Source organism: Colwellia sp. F1, assembly GCF_056238625.1.
The window spans coordinates 121791-140952 of record NZ_JBWDLI010000003.1 but is presented as its reverse complement, the minus strand read 5'-3'; the positions used below and the strand labels follow the sequence as shown (position 1 = coordinate 140952).

General features: G+C 38.3%; 17 protein-coding genes and 4 tRNA genes. 15 read left to right on the top strand and 6 right to left on the bottom strand.

What is annotated here, in order from left to right; all coding sequences use genetic code 11:
* Window positions 1-68 precede the first annotated feature (68 nt).
* The 6 genes from truA (at window position 69) to purF (ending at window position 6371) form a co-directional block, all read left to right on the top strand.
* Window positions 69-854 carry a tRNA pseudouridine(38-40) synthase TruA gene (gene truA / locus AC0UA9_RS03675; RefSeq protein ID WP_475657193.1) on the top strand — a complete coding sequence of 262 codons (786 nt, stop codon included), beginning with the start codon at window positions 69-71 and terminating at the stop codon, window positions 852-854.
* A 179-nt stretch (window positions 855-1033) separates the two neighbouring features.
* Window positions 1034-1888 (top strand): acetyl-CoA carboxylase, carboxyltransferase subunit beta, encoded by an 855-nt coding sequence (accD, locus tag AC0UA9_RS03670; RefSeq protein ID WP_475657191.1) that lies wholly within the window; start codon window positions 1034-1036, stop codon window positions 1886-1888.
* 41 nt (window positions 1889-1929) lie between these two features.
* Window positions 1930-3447, top strand: coding sequence for a bifunctional tetrahydrofolate synthase/dihydrofolate synthase (gene folC, locus AC0UA9_RS03665; protein ID WP_475657188.1), 1518 nt, complete (start codon window positions 1930-1932; stop codon window positions 3445-3447).
* Window positions 3448-3493: 46 nt separating this feature from the next.
* Window positions 3494-4144: an SPOR domain-containing protein gene (locus tag AC0UA9_RS03660; protein ID WP_475657186.1), complete on the top strand. Its 651-nt coding sequence runs from the start codon at window positions 3494-3496 to the stop codon at window positions 4142-4144.
* Window positions 4145-4326: 182 nt separating this feature from the next.
* Window positions 4327-4809 carry a CvpA family protein gene (locus AC0UA9_RS03655; RefSeq protein WP_475657573.1) on the top strand — a complete coding sequence of 161 codons (483 nt, stop codon included), beginning with the start codon at window positions 4327-4329 and terminating at the stop codon, window positions 4807-4809.
* Between the two features lie 47 nt (window positions 4810-4856).
* Window positions 4857-6371, top strand: coding sequence for an amidophosphoribosyltransferase (gene purF, locus AC0UA9_RS03650; protein ID WP_475657184.1), 1515 nt, complete (start codon window positions 4857-4859; stop codon window positions 6369-6371).
* Window positions 6372-6542: 171 nt separating this feature from the next.
* Here the strand turns inward: purF and AC0UA9_RS03645 are convergent, their stop codons facing one another.
* The 3 genes from AC0UA9_RS03645 to AC0UA9_RS03635 all read right to left on the bottom strand — a co-directional run bounded on the left by AC0UA9_RS03645 (window position 6543) and on the right by AC0UA9_RS03635 (window position 9205).
* On the bottom strand, window positions 6543-7142 hold the full coding sequence (locus AC0UA9_RS03645) for a Yip1 family protein (protein ID WP_475657182.1): 600 nt from the start codon (window positions 7140-7142) through the stop codon (window positions 6543-6545).
* Window positions 7143-7457: 315 nt separating this feature from the next.
* Window positions 7458-7763 carry a hypothetical protein gene (locus AC0UA9_RS03640; protein ID WP_475657180.1) on the bottom strand — a complete coding sequence of 102 codons (306 nt, stop codon included), beginning with the start codon at window positions 7761-7763 and terminating at the stop codon, window positions 7458-7460.
* Between the two features lie 188 nt (window positions 7764-7951).
* A complete protein-coding gene (locus AC0UA9_RS03635; RefSeq protein WP_475657176.1) occupies window positions 7952-9205 on the bottom strand; it encodes a Vgb family protein in 1254 nt (417 codons plus the stop codon).
* Window positions 9206-9419: 214 nt separating this feature from the next.
* Between AC0UA9_RS03635 and miaE the strand changes: the two genes are divergently transcribed.
* A complete protein-coding gene (gene miaE, locus AC0UA9_RS03630) occupies window positions 9420-10175 on the top strand; it encodes a tRNA isopentenyl-2-thiomethyl-A-37 hydroxylase MiaE (protein WP_475657173.1) in 756 nt (251 codons plus the stop codon).
* Window positions 10176-10181: 6 nt separating this feature from the next.
* Here the strand turns inward: miaE and AC0UA9_RS03625 are convergent, their stop codons facing one another.
* Both AC0UA9_RS03625 and AC0UA9_RS03620 read right to left on the bottom strand, forming a co-directional pair.
* Complete coding sequence (locus tag AC0UA9_RS03625) at window positions 10182-10943, bottom strand: UDP-2,3-diacylglucosamine diphosphatase (RefSeq protein WP_475657170.1); 762 nt, start codon at window positions 10941-10943, stop codon at window positions 10182-10184.
* An 83-nt stretch (window positions 10944-11026) separates the two neighbouring features.
* A complete protein-coding gene (locus AC0UA9_RS03620; RefSeq protein ID WP_475657167.1) occupies window positions 11027-11518 on the bottom strand; it encodes a peptidylprolyl isomerase in 492 nt (163 codons plus the stop codon).
* Window positions 11519-11732: 214 nt separating this feature from the next.
* On the opposite strand from AC0UA9_RS03620, the gene cysS reads away from it, so the two are divergent.
* Complete coding sequence (cysS, locus tag AC0UA9_RS03615) at window positions 11733-13163, top strand: cysteine--tRNA ligase (protein WP_475657165.1); 1431 nt, start codon at window positions 11733-11735, stop codon at window positions 13161-13163.
* A gap of 140 nt (window positions 13164-13303) precedes the next feature.
* On the opposite strand, the gene folD is transcribed toward cysS, so the two are convergent.
* Complete coding sequence (folD, locus tag AC0UA9_RS03610) at window positions 13304-14158, bottom strand: bifunctional methylenetetrahydrofolate dehydrogenase/methenyltetrahydrofolate cyclohydrolase FolD (RefSeq protein ID WP_475657162.1); 855 nt, start codon at window positions 14156-14158, stop codon at window positions 13304-13306.
* 323 nt (window positions 14159-14481) lie between these two features.
* Here folD and AC0UA9_RS03605 point away from each other — a divergent pair.
* From AC0UA9_RS03605 to clpX, 7 genes are all read left to right on the top strand, one after another.
* Window positions 14482-14558: transfer RNA gene (locus AC0UA9_RS03605), tRNA-Pro, on the top strand.
* A 317-nt stretch (window positions 14559-14875) separates the two neighbouring features.
* Window positions 14876-14952, top strand: a tRNA-Arg gene (locus AC0UA9_RS03600).
* 44 nt (window positions 14953-14996) lie between these two features.
* A tRNA-His gene (locus AC0UA9_RS03595) sits at window positions 14997-15072 on the top strand.
* A 53-nt stretch (window positions 15073-15125) separates the two neighbouring features.
* Window positions 15126-15202: transfer RNA gene (locus tag AC0UA9_RS03590), tRNA-Pro, on the top strand.
* Between the two features lie 440 nt (window positions 15203-15642).
* Window positions 15643-16950, top strand: a complete 1308-nt coding sequence (gene tig / locus AC0UA9_RS03585) for a trigger factor (RefSeq protein WP_475657159.1) — start codon at window positions 15643-15645, stop codon at window positions 16948-16950.
* 140 nt (window positions 16951-17090) lie between these two features.
* Entirely contained in the window at window positions 17091-17738 is a 648-nt protein-coding gene (clpP, locus tag AC0UA9_RS03580; RefSeq protein ID WP_475657156.1) for an ATP-dependent Clp endopeptidase proteolytic subunit ClpP, read from the top strand.
* Between the two features lie 135 nt (window positions 17739-17873).
* Window positions 17874-19151, top strand: a complete 1278-nt coding sequence (gene clpX, locus AC0UA9_RS03575) for an ATP-dependent protease ATP-binding subunit ClpX (RefSeq protein ID WP_475657153.1) — start codon at window positions 17874-17876, stop codon at window positions 19149-19151.
* Window positions 19152-19162: the final 11 nt, after the last annotated feature.

Here is a 19162-nt window from a genome sequence, read left to right as displayed (position 1 = left end):
GCATAGCGCAGTAAAATATAAGATAATGCGCCACTTTAATAGCTTAAGAAATAGCTCAAGAGGTTTTCATGCGTTATGCGCTAGGTATTGAGTACGACGGGAAAAATTATTGTGGTTGGCAACGACAAAAAAGCGTGGTGAGCGTACAACAAAAAGTAGAGCAAGCATTGTCTAAAATAGCCAATGAACCAATTGAAGTTGTTTGTGCTGGGCGTACAGATACTGGTGTGAATGCAACGAATCAAGTGATTCACTTTGATACCACTCAAGCGCGTAAAGATGTTTCTTGGACACTAGGTGTTAATACCCACTTACCAACAGATATAGCGGTTACTTGGGTGAAAGCCGTTAGCGAAGATTTTCATGCACGCTTTAGCGCTACTGCTAGGCGTTATCGTTATATTATTTATAATGATAGGTTACGCTCTGCAATTTTAAGCCATGGCATTAGCCACCATCACTATCCCCTTGATGAAAAGTTAATGCAACAAGGAGCACAGCACCTTGTTGGTAAACATGACTTTACTTCATTTCGTACTGTGCACTGTCAATCCCATTCACCTGTGCGCACCATTGATCACTGCCAAGTAACACGCCAAGGAAAATATGTTATTGTTGAGGTTAAAGCAAATGCATTTTTACATCATATGGTACGAAATATTGTTGGCAGTTTACTGCGTGTTGGCCAAGCAAAAGAAAGCCCCATGTGGATCAAAGAAGTACTAGAGTTGAAAAATCGGTGCATGGCAGGTATAACTGCACCACCAGAAGGTTTATACTTTGTAGAAGTTGATTACCCTGAGCAATTTAATTTGCCCAAAAGGCCATTTGGTCCATTGTTTTTAAACTATTAAAATTAATAGTATAATTATGGTCATTAATAAACAAAACAGACCAGTTTTTTATATAAAACATAGCGTAAAATATGTTTTAATTATGGGTTATGTTTGTTATCACATTCTATTTAACTTTTTTATCAAGGTTTTTAGCAAAAAAGTTAACTTATATTCGTTGCAATAGGCAAAAATAAATTATGAGCTGGATTGAAAAAATTCTCCCCAAAGCAAAATCTACCCAAAAGCGCAATATTCCCGAAGGTGTTTGGAGTAAGTGTACTTCTTGTAGTGCGGTATTATATAAAGTTGAACTTGACCGACAAATGTCTGTTTGTCCAAAATGTGATCACCATATGCGTATTACTGCACGTAAGCGTATTGATGGTTTTCTTGACCAAGATAACCGTCAAGAATTAGGTGAAGAGTTTGAAGCACAAGATATATTAAAATTTAAAGACTCAAAGCGTTATAAAGACAGGCTTAGTGCTGCACGTAAAAACACCGGTGAAAAAGATGCTCTTGTGGTTATGAAAGGTGAGCTTCATGGTATGCCTGTGGTTGCTGCTGCCTTTGAATTTTCGTTTTTAGGTGGCTCTATGGCTTCGGTTGTAGGCTCTCGTTTCGTTAAAGGTGTTGAATATTGCTTAGAGCACAATGTGCCGCTGATTTGTTTTTCTGCCAGTGGCGGGGCTCGCATGCAAGAAGCTTTATTTTCATTAATGCAAATGGCCAAAACGAGTGCAGCCTTGGCTAAAATGAGTGAAAAAGGTTTGCCTTATGTTTCGGTATTAACAGACCCTACGATGGGAGGCGTTTCTGCGAGTTTAGCGATGTTAGGCGATATTAACGTTGCCGAGCCCAAAGCGCTCATTGGCTTTGCCGGTCCCCGTGTTATAGAGCAAACAGTACGTGAAAAACTACCAGAAGGTTTTCAACGTAGTGAGTTTCTTTTAGAGAAGGGGGCGATTGATATGATTGTTGATCGTCGTGACATGCGTGCAACATTAGCACGGGTGCTAGCTAAATTTACAGGGCAAGTTAGTCCATTATAGTTGTATCTTAAATTAGCTAAAATGCATAAGTTTATTAAGTTATGTTAAAAAAGAATAAAAGCCACACTAAATGTTTTACTCACCTTACTGAGTGGCTTTGTTATTTAGAGACCCTTCATAGCAGTGAAATTGATCTTGGGCTTACTCGTATTAACCAAGTGGCAAACCGACTCCACATTGATCTTAGCTTTGCCCAAGTAATTACGGTCGCCGGAACTAATGGTAAAGGAACAACATGCGCATTTTTAGAAAATGCATTGCTTGGTGAAACCATTAATGAGGTGGCAAATACTAGCGCTAGCGAAACACATAATAACGCCAAAGAATATACGCGCCAACAATCAGTAGCGGTTTACTCATCACCCCATATTAAAAAATTTAACGAGCGACTTCGCATCAATAAAAGTGATGTTGACGATCAATCGCTGATACAGGCTTTTGAAAAAATAGAATCAACCCGTGGTGAAATATCGCTAAGTTATTATGAATACACTACTTTGGCTGCTTTATTAGTATTAATGGTGATTAAGCCAGATATTATTATTTTAGAAGTTGGCTTAGGTGGCCGACTTGACGCCACCAATATTATTGATGCTGATGTTGCAGTGATCACCACGGTTGACCTTGACCACCAAGCATTTCTTGGCGATGACAGAGAAACGATTGGTTTTGAAAAAGCAGGCATTATGCGAGCCGATCAGCATATTATTATAGGTGATCCGAATGCACCAGCGTCAGTAATAACTTACGCGAAAAAAATTAATGAAACGCTAACACCTGAACTTCGCGCGCAAGCGTATAATAAAATAAAAATACGCAACAAAGACTTTTTTGCTATTAACGACACTGACAATGCTCACAAGGACACAGTCAAAGATAAAAGCTGGCAATTTTCCTATATTGGCAGTGGGCAAAACAACATAAAATCTCAATGTTATGTGAATAACCTTGTGGCCCCCCATATCCCTCAAGATAATGTTGCTACTGCATTAATGGTGTTAAAGCAGATCGGGGTAAAGCTAACAACCACAAAAGTAAACGAATTAATTAAACAAACACAGGTGGCAGGTAGAACGGAATTATTTAAGTATAATAAACCCTATGAGCACATTAACGATGCTAACGGAGCTAACAGTACTACAACAAGTAGTTTTTTTAAGCAGCACTGTGATGTTATGCTTGATGTGGGTCATAATCCGCATGCAGGGCGATACTTAGCTGAAAAGTTAAGACAATTGAAAACAGGCCAGCAATATTCACGTATTATTGCAGTTGTTGCTATGTTGTCAGATAAAGATATCAGCAATACCTTAATAGCCTTTAATAAGGTTATTGATAATTGGTATGTTGCCCCGTTATCTGTACCAAGGGCAGCTACTTCGGCGCAAATGGCAACAGAGTTAGCTCACTTTACTAATGCTATTAATTGCTTTGACAATATAACTCAGGCATTTAAAATGGCTAATTTACAAGCTGAGCCGGATGACTTAATACTGGTTTTTGGCTCTTTTTTCACGGTTGCTGAGATCAGACCGCTTTTAGTACAGCGGTTCGTTTAACAAGTGAATTGGTTTAATTTATCGTTTTAGTTACTTGGAGTATCGTTTGTCTACACCGTTTCAAAACCGCCTAGTTGGCACTATTATTGTTGCTGCCGCCATTGTTATTTTTCTACCAGATATACTTGATGGTAAAAAACAGTCGAATCAAGCTGACTTCGATGCTATTTCACAAGCGCCAACCTTCACTGGAAAAGTGACTAACCAAGCTTTCCCTGATGACGATTTAGTAGTAAAAGAAAAGCCAGTCGTTTTCAATGAAGAAGCGAAAGATGACGCATTAATAACAAATAATCAAAGCGATACCAACAAGATAGCAGCCACTGTAGCGCCCGTGGAGGATAGTAGTGAAGACCAAACCAAGGCAATTCGCACTAAAGTAACACCGGCAACTAAAGCAAAAACAATTGAAAAAATTCCATTAGGGCAACAGCCGAATAAAGCAGTAAATAACAAAGCATGGGCGATCCAGTTAGGTAGCTTTAGACATAAAAGCAATGTTGATGATTTAGTCAACAAATTGAAAGCTAATGGCTACACAGTCTTTACTCAACCTGTTCAAACCAAAAAAGGAACATTAACCAAAGTGTTTGTAGGGCCTGAGTTAATTAAAGCATCATTAGCTAAAAAAATTCCAGCATTAGAAAAGCTAACCAATGTTAAAGGTAAGGTTGCTCGGTTTCATCCGAGCGAATAAGTGCATAGCAACCAAAAAATGTTGGGCATTTATCGGTTGATTCTGCTAGAATGCGCGCCATTATATTCATGGTGTTCCATCGTTGTTATTTTAGAACGAGTGAGGGCATGACAAAAACATCTATTTTTTATTGGCGACTAATTTCTTCAAGATAGATTTATGTTTAACGAGAAACTTAAATGATGGTTTGGGTAGATTACGCAATTTTGGTTGTTATTGGGTTATCAACCTTAGTAAGTTTGGTTCGTGGTTTTGCAAAAGAAGCCGTGTCGCTAATTATTTGGATCAGTGCTTTTTTTATCGCGAGTTCCTTTTATGCCAACCTTGCCAACTTACTCACCAATATTACTGATCAATTTTTACGAAATGCTGCAGCAATCGCCATTTTATTTATTACCACGTTGATTCTGGGGGCACTCATTAATTACCTGATAGGGCAGTTAGTGAGTAAAACAGGTTTGACGGGCACAGACCGCATTTTAGGGCTTGTGTTTGGTGCATTACGTGGTGTACTCATTGTTGCAGCAATATTATTTTTTATGGACGCCTTTACAGGGGTTAAGTCAACTGATTGGTGGAATAACTCTCAGTTAATACCTGAGTTTACTTTAGTGATTGAGTGGTTTTTTCAATACCTCAAACAATCATCAAGTTTTCTAGCTTAATGATAATTATTAACGCTATTTACTAACTTTTAAGCGGAGAAAAATACATGTGTGGTATTGTTGGTATTGTCGGTAAAACCCCAGTAAACCAATATTTATATGACGGTCTGACCGTATTGCAGCATCGTGGTCAAGATGCTGCCGGTATTGTTACTATTCATGACAATACGTTTCGCCTAAGAAAAGCGAACGGTTTAGTAAAAGACGTATTTCATACACGTCACATGCTAAGGCTACAGGGGAATATTGGTATTGGCCATGTTCGCTACCCTACAGCTGGCACCTCTAGCTCGTCAGAAGCACAACCTTTTTATACTAACTCACCTTATGGTATCTCTTTAGCGCATAATGGTAATTTAACCAATGCAGAAGAGTTGAAAATCTGGTTAAACACGCAAGCGCGTCGCCATGTTAATACCACATCAGACTCTGAATTGTTACTTAATATTTTAAGTCATGAATTACAACAAAGTGCAGAAGTGGCTTTACAGCCAGACAATATCTTTAGCGCTATTGCCAATGTACATAAACGTGTGCGTGGGGCATATGCGACCGTTGCCTTAATTATTGGTTATGGCATGGTTGCTTTTCGTGACCCTAATGGTATTCGTCCTTTAGTGTTTGGTAAGCGTGAAACTGAAAAGGGTATTGAATACATGGTAGCGTCTGAATCGGTGGCGCTTGATGCTTGTTCGTTTGAATTTGTTCGTGATATAGCTCCAGGTGAAGCCATTTACTTTTCTGAAAATGGTCAAATTCATAGCCAACAGTGTGCAGAAAATCCTGCTTATAACCCTTGTATATTTGAGTTTGTTTACTTTGCAAGACCAGATTCAATCATGGATAAAATTTCTGTTTATGGCTCACGCGTCGAAATGGGGACCAAACTGGGTGAAAAAATTGCGAGAGAGTGGGATGATGTTGATATCGATGTGGTTATTCCTATTCCAGAAACCTCATGTGATACTGCCTTACAAATTGCACAGCAGCTAAATTTACCTTATCGTCAAGGTTTTGTAAAAAACCGTTATATTGGTCGTACGTTTATTATGCCAGGACAAGAGCAGCGTAAAAAGTCTGTTCGTCAAAAGCTGAACGCGATTAGTGTAGAGTTTAAAGGCAAAAATGTTCTATTAGTTGACGACTCTGTCGTTCGTGGCACTACCTCTGAGCAAATCATTGAAATGGCTCGAGCCTCTGGCGCAAAGAAAGTTTACTTTGCCTCGGCCGCACCTGCAGTACGTTTCCCTAATGTGTATGGTATAGACATGCCCAGTGCAAATGAATTAATTGCCCATGGCCGTGATGTAAATGATGTTTGTGACTTAATTGGCGCTGACAAGCTTATTTTTCAATCACTAGATGATTTAGTCGACGCAGTAAAAGTGGGTAACCCAGAAGTAGAGACTTTTGATACATCAGTGTTTGATGGTGTTTATGTTACTAATGACATTGACAATATCTACTTAGAGAAACTTGATGCGCTACGAAATAACAGTAGTAAAGAAGCCGTAGATAAAAATGCAGACTCTGTTATTGATATGTATAACGAAGGTGCTTAGTTAAGCAAGTTGTTCAAAGCGGTATTACTTTAACGTAGCGAGTAGCGGTTTTTTCTATCACCCGCTACTCGTCAACCTATCGTTCTTAGCTTATAGTTCTACTCACTTACCCTTGATAAATAAAGGTAGTAAGCCGCTTCAGTGCCAGATAAAAGAAGGGAGCAACACTAATTAAGACAAATATTCAGGTCCAAATCCCATAGTCCACATGATTGCACTAAAAGCCATAATTGCAACCAGCAGTACCAAACCTGCAGTAACCACAGAGCTTGAGTAAATAAAGCCTTTTTCTTCTGGAATATTCATCATAATTGGCACACCAGAATAGAGTAAATATATTGAGTAACACACAGCGGCAAGTCCTGCTAATGCAAGAAACCAAAGTACAGGATATAAAGCGGCAATACCAACCATTAGCATAGGTGTTGCGGTATACGCAGCTAGCTCTAATGACTGAATAAAACTTGGTTTGGCATCAAATGTTTTCGCCATCCATTGAATTAAATAAGCTAAGGCTAGTACCCCAAAAATTAGCGCGCAATATAAGGCTACAGCCATTAATTGTGCACTGCCTTGCGCTATTTTTATCGGCTCACCAACGCCTATTGTCCAACCTATATGTGCCGCCGCATAATAACCACAAATGGCTGGAATTAACGATACTACTAAAATATGTACCATACTGTAGGTCAAACTTTCACTACGTTTTTCTATCGTTTGCCATTCGTTTTTTGGGTGAGTATATAAACCCCAAATATGATTTAATATCATAATAAATTCCTCCTGCAGTCCCCAGTAAATTATTTAGCTGTGTTCGGGTAATCTTATTATTGTTCGCTAAATAAACGTTCGACATTCATATTTTTATATTGTCGATACTCTATTTATGTAAGAAGCTGAGGCATTCGTCAAGGGTTGACTGCTAAATAAGCAACAAATACCGCAAATAAGTGCTTTTTATAACAAATACGACTTAAATTTACTTTGATTAGTGTGTATTCGTATAAATGCTTAGATAAGAAAAAAGTAAAATATCCCCCTTACTATTTTTATTTTCACTTTTGTCATGGAGTAAATAATATAAAATTAAGCAATTTTTAGTCGAACAATTCTCATTATTTCAATATCGAAACCTGCAACTTTTTCATTGTCGGGATAATAGGTTATATTCACTTGTTGTCCTTTTAAGGATTTATACAGTTTTTTACGCTTATATTTGAAAGGCACATTTAGATCTGCCAGCATCAGTGTGTTTAAAAACCAATCATCAACTTCGCGCTGCACATGTGACACCACACTAATATTTTCAGTGTGAACCAGCTTTTTATGTTGTTTAATTAATTGCTTTGCTGCTGTATTCGTAGGGGAAATATCTTCAGAAAATTTTGTCATGGGTTGATAAAAGTCAGTGGCATTTGAGGTAGCTAGTATCGCAATTGATAGCGGACTTTTAAAGTACTATTACAATTAGATGCGCTTACAACATCGAGTAATATACATGATATAAGCTGTTATAAGACTAATTAGTATAAGAAAGCGCTCACTCCTTTATGCTAAATGAGTGAGCGTATCGTTGCCATTTATTCAATATTAACGCGAATAATTTTATTAGTGCTACTTTGATGAATTAATAAATCGCCATTAAGAGTTGCGCGCATATGTCTAATGATACCAGCATAGATATTACCCGAGGGAATAACCCAGCTTTGAAATTTTTCAGTGCTAGGGTCAAACCTCACTAAGGTGTCTGGTCTCATACCTGATTCATTATACCAAACAATATTATCAATAATGGCGATAGCATAGGGGTGTGAATGTTTACCACTGGGTGATGGCCATTCTTTAATTTTACCACTTTTAGGGTTAAACATGCCTAATCGTCCTTGTGACGAATTGACATACCAAATCATACCATCAGTTGAAATATCAAGGCGACGTACTCTAGTTGCTTCATCCGGAAGAGTTATTTCTGTCAGTTCCATCGTGTTTGGATCAACTTTAACTAAGCAGTTTCGGCCGTTGCAGGCAACCCAAGGCGTACCATCAGCATCTATTTTAATACCATAAGGTTTAGAGCGCGGTTTGCTCATCGAGACGAGTTTTATTTCACTGGTCACAGGGTTAAGTCGGCCAATCATATTACTGTGTTGAAGGGTAAACCAAAGAGTGCCTTTCTCATCAAATATAGCGCTGTGTGGATCTTTCGCTTGTCGATTCGGCATTTTATATTCGCTGATTTCTTTAGACTTAACAGATAACTTACCAACGGTGCCATTTTTATTGCCAGTATACCAAATGTTGCCTGAGTTATCGGTTGTAACCGTGTGAGGCATGGCGTTTTGGGGTAATACATACTCGTCTATTTGCCCTGTTTTGACATCAATTCGACCAATGAGGTTTTTACGTTGTCCTGCCCACCAAATAGAACCGTCAGGTGCTTCAACAGGGTCACGAGGTCGTTGTCCAAGAGTCGGGGGTTGCCACTCGGTAAAAGATATTTTAATGTCGCCCGAGATAAGTGTCGGTGTACGGCGTGTGTTAGGTGGGTAATGAGTGGCAAGATAGCTCATAAGCTTTTTTTCAACGTGAGGTCGGGCAGAAAGATCTAGCATGGTTTTTGTTAATGATCGCCAATCATCCGCGCTATAACCTGCGCTTTTTGTAATTAAGCCTAAGGAATGGCATGACGTACAATACTGCTTGAAGAGTAGTTCATCTGCCAGGCTTGAATTTTTATCAATAATTTTAATATTGAGCGGTTGAGCATAGGCTGTTGAAGATAAGTAATAGCCCATGACTAATATAAGCATTTTTGCAGAAATAAATTTAAACATTATTGAAGCCCAGTTAGTAAAGCGCCATTGAGTAAGTTTACAGCAGTATTGTTTCAACTTTCTCCCGAAGTATAGCCAATATTGTTGATTTAGCATGGCTTAATGTCAGCATACTATATTTAGCTGCACTTAGTAGTCTCACTTAGCAGTTTTCGTGTTAAAATTAATTTAACCTTTAACACATTAGCACCTTAACAAGAGAACAGTAAGCAGTATGTACGAAGAATTATTAGCACCAATTAGCGCCTTTTTAAAATGTACTACACCTGAGTCTTGGGTTGATAAAGCTAAAAAATCAGAAAATTTACCGATACTGCTTCGCGATCATTTGTTATGTGAATTAAAAGCAGCGCAAAGTGCCATGTTCTTACTGAAACGTTATGCGCTAACAGCGCAGGGCGTAACTCAGCTAACAGCGTTGATAAAGCCTTATGAAGATTTTGCTTATAAACGCATTGGTAATACTGAAACACTCAAGGGTAAAAATGTTTTAGCTAAGTCGATCAAAGCGAAACCTGATTGTTCATATGGGCAAGATATGGTCGATAAAATGGTTTTATTAATACGAGAAGAGTTACATCACTTTTATCAGGTATTAGAAATTATTGAAGAAAATAATATCTCTTACGATCCAATCCCTGCCTCACGATACGCAAAGGGGATGCTTAAAAATGTGCGTACTTATGAGCCTGAGGCGTTAATTGATAAATTAATTATTGGCGCTTATATAGAAGCAAGGTCTTGTGAACGATTCGCTAAAATAGCGCCGTATTTAGACGCAAAAATTGGTAAATTTTATTTATCGTTACTTCGCTCTGAAGCGCGTCATTATCAAGATTACTTAGCACTAGCAGAACAAATTTCTACTGTAGACATAACCGATAGAATTACTTTGTTTGGCAATATTGAAGCTGAACTTATTCAGTCAGTAGATCCAGACTTTAAGTTCCATTCAGGCACACCCTCTTAAATTTAACTATTCTTTACCAGTGGGGCTTATAAGCGGATAATTTAGCAGTTTCATGCTTGTAGGGGTTACTTTTAACCAAGCCCCTTGCTCGTACCAGTCGCCTAAAACAATCCTTTTTGCTGGCATATTGTTAGCCGTTAATTCATGTACTGCTGGTCTGTGCGTATGACCATGAATTAATAGCTGGCTTTGGTGCGTTTCAAGACATTTTACTACTTCTGATAGGGTTACATCCATAATTTCTTGCGCTTTCATTGATGTGGCAGCAGCGCTTTTTTTACGATAGTCAGCGGCTATTTTTTTACGGATAAAAAGTGGTAAGCTTTTTATCATGGTTTGCCACCACCAAGCGCGGGATTTTTTACGAAACTTTTGATAAGCAATATCACGCGTACAAAGGGTGTCACCGTGCATAATAACAACGCTTTGCCCATACAAATCAATTACATCTACCTCAGGTAATAAGTTCATGGCCGACTTTTTAGCAAAGCGCTCGCCTAATAAAAAGTCTCTGTTGCCATGAATGTAATAGATAGTAGTGCCAAGGTTTGACAAAGTTGTTAAAGCTTTGGCGATAGTCGCTAAATAAGCACTGTCATCGTCGTCACCTACCCAAACCTCAAATAAGTCGCCAAGGATATACAGAGTTTGTGCTTTTGTTGCCTCATTTTTCAAAAAGCGTAAAAAACAGGTGGTAATATCAGGTCTGTTTTGTGCTAAGTGTAAATCAGCAATAAAATAGGTAATGGGTTCATTGGTACTTGGCATGGTTAACGGCTTCTAGTGCTTATTGTGCGTGTTAATTGCGACTATTTACTTTTAATAATTACGCCTATACTTGGCGCCAATGCTTACTCAACAATAGCAGACTCAATGACGATATCGTCTTTTGGCACATCACCATGTCCGTGTAAGTTACCCGTTTCAATTAACGTCATTTTGTCAACTACGTCCATGCCTTCGACTACTTCACCAAAGACACAGTAACCCCAACCCTGCACAGACTCATTTTTAAAGTCTAAAAAGTCATTGTCATTTAAATTAATAAAAAATTGTGCTGACGCTGAATGAGGCTCTTGGGTACGGGCCATAGCTAATGTGCCACGTTTGTTACCTAAACCATTATTGGCTTCATTCTGAATGCTAGCACGCGTTTCTTTTTCTGCTAAGCCTGGGCCAAAACCGCCACCTTGGGCCATAAAGCCTTTAATTACACGATGAAAAATAGTGCCATTGTAGTGACCTTCTTCAACATATTGTTGGAAGTTTTTAGCAGTAATAGGGGCTTTATCAAAGTTTAACTCAATTTTTATATCGCCAAGGGTTGTTTTAAAAATAATCATAGGAACTCATCTGTAAGAAAAAATTTAGCAGAATTGTACGCTATCCCTAAGTGAATTAAAAACAGCGTTTGTAATATATTTTAAATACTGCCGCTTTGTTAGTCATTAATTGAGATAAAGTGCTTCAGCTAGGGTGATTCAAAGGCATTGTTGCGGTACAATCCGTTTTTAATGTAAAAAAATAACATTTTATTCACTGGAGACGTAAACCCTCATGTTGCAGATATACAATACTTTAACTCGTAAAAAGGAAGCCTTTACCCCAATAACTCCAGGTAAAGTAGGGTTGTATGTTTGTGGTTGTACTGTTTACGATTTATGCCACATTGGGCATGGGCGTACTTATATTAGCTTTGATAACATTACGCGTTATTTGCGCTTTTCTGGTTATGAGGTTAATTATGTACGTAACATTACCGATGTTGAAGATAAAATAATTAATCGCGCAGCACAAAACAATGAAACGCCCGAAGCACTAACCGAACGCACTATTGCTTATATGCACGAAGACTTTGACGCATTAAATATAGCGCGTCCTGATTCAGAGCCTCGTGTCACTGCGCATATGGATGAAATCGTTTCTATGATTGAAACCTTGGTGGAGAAAAAACATGCTTATGTTGCCAGTGCTAACAATGATGAAAGCACTACAGGTAAGGGGGATGTTTTATTCAACGTAGCTAGTTATGTTGATTACGGCAAGCTCAGTGGTCAAAATTTAGCGCAATTGCAATCAGGATCAAGAGTTGATGTTGATCAATCAAAAAACAATCCTTTAGACTTTGTTTTATGGAAATCAGCCAAACCAGGTGAGCCTAGTTGGCCATCACCATGGGGGGAAGGGCGTCCAGGTTGGCATATTGAATGTTCAGCAATGAATGCAAAAGAATTAGGCCATCATTTTGATATTCATGGCGGCGGCTCAGATTTACAATTTCCACACCATGAAAACGAAATAGCACAAAGTTGCTGTGCACTTGACACACCGTATGTAAATTACTGGATGCATACAGGTATGGTACAAGTTGATCAAGAAAAAATGTCTAAATCTTTAGGTAACTTTTTTACTATCCGAGATGTGCTTGCGCAATATGACGCGGAAACGGTGCGTTTTTTCTTAACAACCGGACATTATCGTAGCCAGTTAAACTATTCAACGGATAACTTAAATCAAGCAAGAGCCTCATTAGAGCGTATTTATACCGCATTAAGGGGAGTTAATGTTAGTGAAAACTTTGTGTTAGATAAATCATCTATTTATGTACAGCAATTTTGTCAAGCCATGGACGATGACTTTAATACACCACAAGCATTAGCCGTTTTATTTGAACTAGCCAAAGAGCTTAATGTAGTAAAAGAGCAAACTTTTGATGCAAAAGTTAAGGATAAAGCTGAAAGTTTAGCGGCTACCTTAGTCACCTTAGGTGGTGTTATTGGCCTGTTACAATTAAAACCAGAAAGTTTTTTACAAGGGAAAATTGCGGATGATGAAGTGGCTGTTATTGAAGCGCTAATTGTACAGCGTAATCAAGCGCGCCTAGATAAAGACTGGGCACTTGCTGACGAAGCACGAGATAAGCTAAAAGCACTAAATGTGGTTTTAGAAGACAGTGCGGGCAAAACTACTTGGCGTAAAAACAGCTAAATCTTTAGCTACAAAGAGCGAAGAGGCGTTTATTAGTTACGAAAACAGCCATGCTAGGTGCTTTCGTAACTAATGCTATTTTTTGCTATTTTTCATCGCCCATCACCTTTTTATTTATTACTAAAAAAGTGATGAAAACTTTATTTACCAAACTTCTCACAAGCAAGAAATGTATTTTCAATTAAACATGCAACTGTCATTGGGCCTACGCCACCTGGCACTGGGGTGATAAAGCTTGCTTTTTCTTGAGCAACTTTAAACCCTACATCACCCACAAGTTTTCCTGAGTCTAATCGGTTAATACCCACATCAATAACAATAGCACCGTATTTAATCCACTCCCCTGGGATAAAAGCGGGCTTACCTACAGCTACTACAATTAAATCAGCGTTTCTTACTTTGTTTTCAAGATCTTTAGTAAACCGGTGGGTGGTGGTTACCGTACAACCTGCAAGTAAGAGCTCTAGTGTCATGGGTCGGCCAACAATATTTGACGCACCAACAACTAGCGCGTCTAAACCGTGCGTTTTTACACCTGTTGACGCGATTAACTCCATAATGCCTTTGGGGGTACAAGGTCGCAAACCTGGTTGGCGTAAAGCAAGCTTACCAACATTAAAAGGGTGGAAACCATCAACATCTTTTTCAGGGTGTATATGTTCAATTATTAAATTGGCATCTAGCCCATCAGGTAAGGGGAGTTGCACTAAAATACCATCAATAGTGTCGTCGTTATTTAATTCACTAATTAATTGGTACAATTCATCTTGTGTTGTTGTTGCTGCTAAATCATAAGAACGTGAAACAAAACCTACCTCTTCACAGGCTTTACGTTTACTGCCAACATAAACTTGAGAAGCAGCGTCGCAACCGACTAATATTACTGCAAGTCCGGGGGCTCTTTGACCATTACTAATACGCAAATTCACTTTTTCTTTAATAGAATCGCGAAGACTCTTGGCAATTGCTTTGCCGTCAATCAATGATGCCGTCATAATACTTAACTGTAACCTTAAATAAATTAATGAAATAAATGAGCTATAAAATTGGGAGTATTTTGCCACAAAGCCTACGCTAGATATAGTTAAGACTGTTACTTTTTTAGATAAATACTGAAATAGCAATATTTCATTTGGCTGCAGTACCCTTATTGCATTGTGCAAATAAATATAGCGCTTGTGATACAAAACGAGCAAGTTGAGCTAAAAGTAAGCGAACGAGTATTTATTTCAAAAAAACGTTTGACTGGGTCAGCGCAACTCGGTAATATCCGCTCCCGTTGAAAGCAGCTAATTTAAAAATTTGTTTTTAGCAATGTCGGTGATTAGCGCAGCTTGGTAGCGCACTTGGTTTGGGTCCAAGGGGTCGCAAGTTCGAATCTTGCATCACCGACCACTTTTCTTGATAGAGTACTAACAAGGCAAGTGTTGGTTTGGGTGTCATCAAGTTCAGTCGTAAGTTTGAATCTTGCATCACCGACCACTTTTCTTGATAGAGTACTAACAAGGCAAGTGTTGGTTTGGGTGTCATCAAGTTCAATCGTAAGTTTGAATCTTGCATCACCGACCACTTTTCTTGCTTGATAGAGTACTAACAAGGCAAGTGTTGGTTTGGGTGTCATCAAGTTCAGTCGTAAGTTTGAATTTTGTTTCACCGACCAGTTTTCTCTAAAGAGTTAATCTAAAGAGAAAAGCTTTGTAGGTTGTTAATGTGCGCCCTTAGCTCAGCTGGATAGAGCAACGCCCTTCTAAGGCGTGGGTCGCAGGTTCGAATCCTGCAGGGCGTGCCATACTTAATATACAATATAGTAAGTATGAATTAATGTAGACAATGGTGGCTATAGCTCAGTTGGTAGAGCCCCGGATTGTGATTCCGGTTGTCGAGGGTTCAAGTCCCTTTAGCCACCCCATTTTTACTTTAATATTTCTCTACAGAGTAAAGTTTAACATAAGTTAAGAATATCGGTGATTAGCGCAGCTTGGTAGCGCACTTGGTTTGGGTCCAAGGGGTCGCAAGTTCGAATCTTGCATCACCGACCACTTTTCAACTTTTCAAAAAGTCGATGTATATCTAACCAAATATTGGTTTGGGTGTCACAAGGCTCATTTGTACATTAAATCCTTACAACACTAGCCAATTCCTTATTCCTTAATTCCTTATTGAAAATTACCTAGTACCTATTACCTATTACCTAGTACCTAGTACCTAGTACCTAGTACCTAGTACCTATTACCTAGTACCTAGTACCTATTACCCAGTACTTGCCCAGCTATAGTGAATGTTTCCTGTTAATTTATTCACTTTTTTGTGATTAAACTTATTCTTGCAACTTCTTTTGTGTCTCGCTATAATTCCGCGTCATAAATTTTAACCGTTCGTATGAGCAAGGCACTTTTTACTGTCGTTAGCGGGTCAAGCAATAGCAGATAAAATCGATGCAAATAAGAAAGCGTAACACGCTAAGTTTTGAGGTATATAAATGCAAGTTTCAGTTGAGACTACACAGGGTTTGGAACGTCGTTTGACTATTTCTGTTCCAGCCGAAACAGTAGATGTAGAAGTTAAAAATCGACTTCGTCAAGTAAGTAAAACCCAACGTATTAACGGTTTCCGCCCGGGTAAAGTTCCACCATCAGTTATTCAAAAGCGTTACGGTAAATCTGTACGTCAAGAAGTTGCTGGTGAAATCATGCAACGTAGCTTCGTTGATGCCATTGTCGCTGAAAAAATTAACCCAGCGGGTCGTCCTTCGTTTGTCGCTAAAAGCAATGAAGATGGAAAAGAGTTAGAATTTGAAGCAACTTTTGAAGTTTATCCTGAAGTTGAATTAAAAGATTTAGATAAAATAGCGGTAGAACGCCCAGAAGTTGAAGTAACAGACGCTGATTTAGATGAAATGTTTGAAACATTGCAAAAACAACATCAAACATGGAAAGAAAATAAGCGTAAATCTAAAAAAGGTGACAAGTTAACACTTGATTTCACTGGCCGTGTTGATGGTGAAGAATTTGAAGGCGGTAAAGCTGAAGGTTTTGAACTTGAGCTTGGCGCTGGTCGTATGATCCCAGGTTTTGAAACTGAAATAACAGGCATGAAGGTAGGAGAAGAAAAAACAATCAAAGTTACTTTTCCAGAAGACTATCATGCAGAAAATCTAAAAGGTAAAGAAGCAGAGTTTGATATTGTTGTTCATAAAACAGAAGGCCCAGTATTACCTGACGTTGATGAAGAATTTGCTAAACTTTTTGGTGTTGAAGAAGGCGGTGTAGAAGCTTTACGTGAAGAAGTCAAAAAAAATATGTCACGTGAATTAACCCAAGCGGTTAAAGCTAAAGTTAAAGAGCAAGTGATTGACGGTTTACTTGCTGGCCATGAAGTTGGTTTACCTTCAGCATTAGTTGCCCAAGAAATTGATGTACTACGTCAACAAGCAATGCAACGTTTCCAAGGTCAAATGGACCCTAAAAACATGCCTGAATTACCAAGCGAAATGTTTAAAGAACAAGCAGAACGTCGTGTTAAAATTGGTTTATTATTAGGTGAAGTCATTAAAGTTAATGAACTAAAAGTTGATAATGCTAAAGTTGATGAATTAATCGCAACAGCTGCTTCAGCCTACGAAGATCCAAATGAAGTTATTGAATACTACGCTAATAACAAAGAGTTAATGCAGCAGATGCAAAATGTTGCATTAGAAGAGCAAGCAGTTGAGCTTTTAGTTGAAAAAGCGGCAGTTAAAAACAAAAAAGCAAGTTTTAAAGATATTATGAACCCAGAAGGTAAGTAATATCGCTTTTTTCATTGAAAAAAGGTTAACGATCGCTTAAATTTAATGGCTTGTATGAACATTTTCATACAAGCCATTTTTATTTGATTTATTATGGCTTAATTACGCATTAAGTTTTTATATTTAAGGACGGAACTCACTTGTTTAATTCTCAATTCAATTCCCAAGAAAACTCTCAAAATTCAGCGACTAGCCCTGAAAATGCCTTAGTGCCTATGGTAGTCGAACAAACTGCTAAAGGTGAACGTTCTTATGATATTTACTCAAGATTACTAAAAGAGCGCGTGATATTTTTATGTGGTCCAGTTGAAGATCACATGGCCAACTTAATTGTTGCTCAATTATTATTCTTAGAGTCTGAAAGTCCAGATAAAGATATTTTTCTCTACATTAATTCGCCTGGTGGCTCTGTTACGGCTGGTATGGCTATTTATGATACGATGAAATTTATTAAACCTAATATTTCTACTGTTTGTATTGGTCAAGCTGCAAGTATGGGCGCATTTTTACTTTCAGGCGGCGAAAAAGGCAAGCGTTATTGTTTACCTAATGCTCGTGTAATGATCCATCAACCTTTAGGTGGTTTTCAAGGTCAAGCGTCTGATATTGAGATTCATGCCAAAGAAATATTATATATTAAAGAAAAGTTAAACCGTTTAATGGCAGAGCATACTGGTCAATCGCTCGAGAAAGTTTCTCACGATACAGACCGTGATAATTTCTTAAGTGCACAGAGCGCAGTTGAATATGGCCTAGTTGACTCCATATTAGAACAAAGAGGTAGTTAATTTATTTTTTAACATTCGTTGTAAAGTGAATTTTAACGATTAAATAATACTTAAAAAATGATTAAATGGCTGCTATGTTATAGTGTCACTATAAATAGAGTAGTTATTAACGGAATTAAAGAATTGAGGTAGGGCATGACCGATATTAAAAGTGGTGACGGTGATAATGGTAAATTACTTTACTGTTCATTTTGTGGCAAAAGCCAACATGAAGTACGTAAACTAATTGCTGGCCCGTCAGTATTTGTATGTGATGAATGTGTTGAGTTATGTAATGACATTATTCGTGAGGAAATAAAAGAAATCTCTCCTAAGGAAGAAAAAGAGGCACTACCTTCTCCGGTTGAAATACGTGAAAGTTTAGATGATTATGTGATTGGCCAAAGCCATGCGAAAAAAGTACTGGCAGTAGCGGTTTATAATCACTATAAACGTTTGCGTAATGGTGATACACATAACGGCGTAGAGCTAGGTAAAAGTAATATTTTATTAATTGGCCCAACAGGTTCAGGTAAAACATTATTAGCACAAACGTTAGCGCGTTTACTTGATGTACCTTTTACGATGGCAGATGCGACAACATTAACTGAAGCTGGTTATGTTGGCGAAGATGTTGAAAATATTATTCAAAAACTTTTACAAAAGTGTGACTATGACGTTGAAAAAGCACAACGTGGTATTGTATATATTGATGAAATAGATAAAATCTCTCGTAAATCAGATAATCCGTCAATAACCCGTGATGTATCGGGTGAAGGGGTTCAACAGGCACTTTTAAAGCTTATTGAAGGCACTATTGCTTCTGTGCCGCCACAAGGTGGCCGTAAACACCCTCAGCAAGAATTTTTACAAGTAGACACGTCTAAAATTTTATTTATTTGTGGTGGTGCCTTTGCAGGTCTTGATAAAGTGATTGAACAGCGCAGCCATACTGGGACAGGAATTGGCTTTGGCGCCGAAGTTCGAGGCAAAGATGAAGAAATAACCCTGACCCAAATACTCGAAGACGTTGAGCCAGAAGATTTAGTAAAATATGGATTAATTCCTGAATTTATTGGCCGTTTGCCAGTGGTCGCCACTTTACGTGAACTGGATGAATCAGCATTGATTCAAATTTTACAAGAGCCTAAAAATGCGTTAACTAAGCAATTTGCTGCCTTGTTTGATATGGAAAACGTTGAACTAGAGTTTAGGGAAGATGCACTTAATGCCATTGCTAGAAAAGCTATGGACAGAAAAACTGGTGCACGTGGTTTACGTTCAATTGTAGAAGGGGTACTACTCGACACTATGTATGATCTACCTTCAATGAAAGGGGTGAGTAAGATTGTGGTTGATGAAACTACCATTAAAGGTGAATCTAAGCCTTTAGTTATTTACGACAACCAGCCAGAGCAAGCTGCGTCAGAGTAAATTTTACTGCG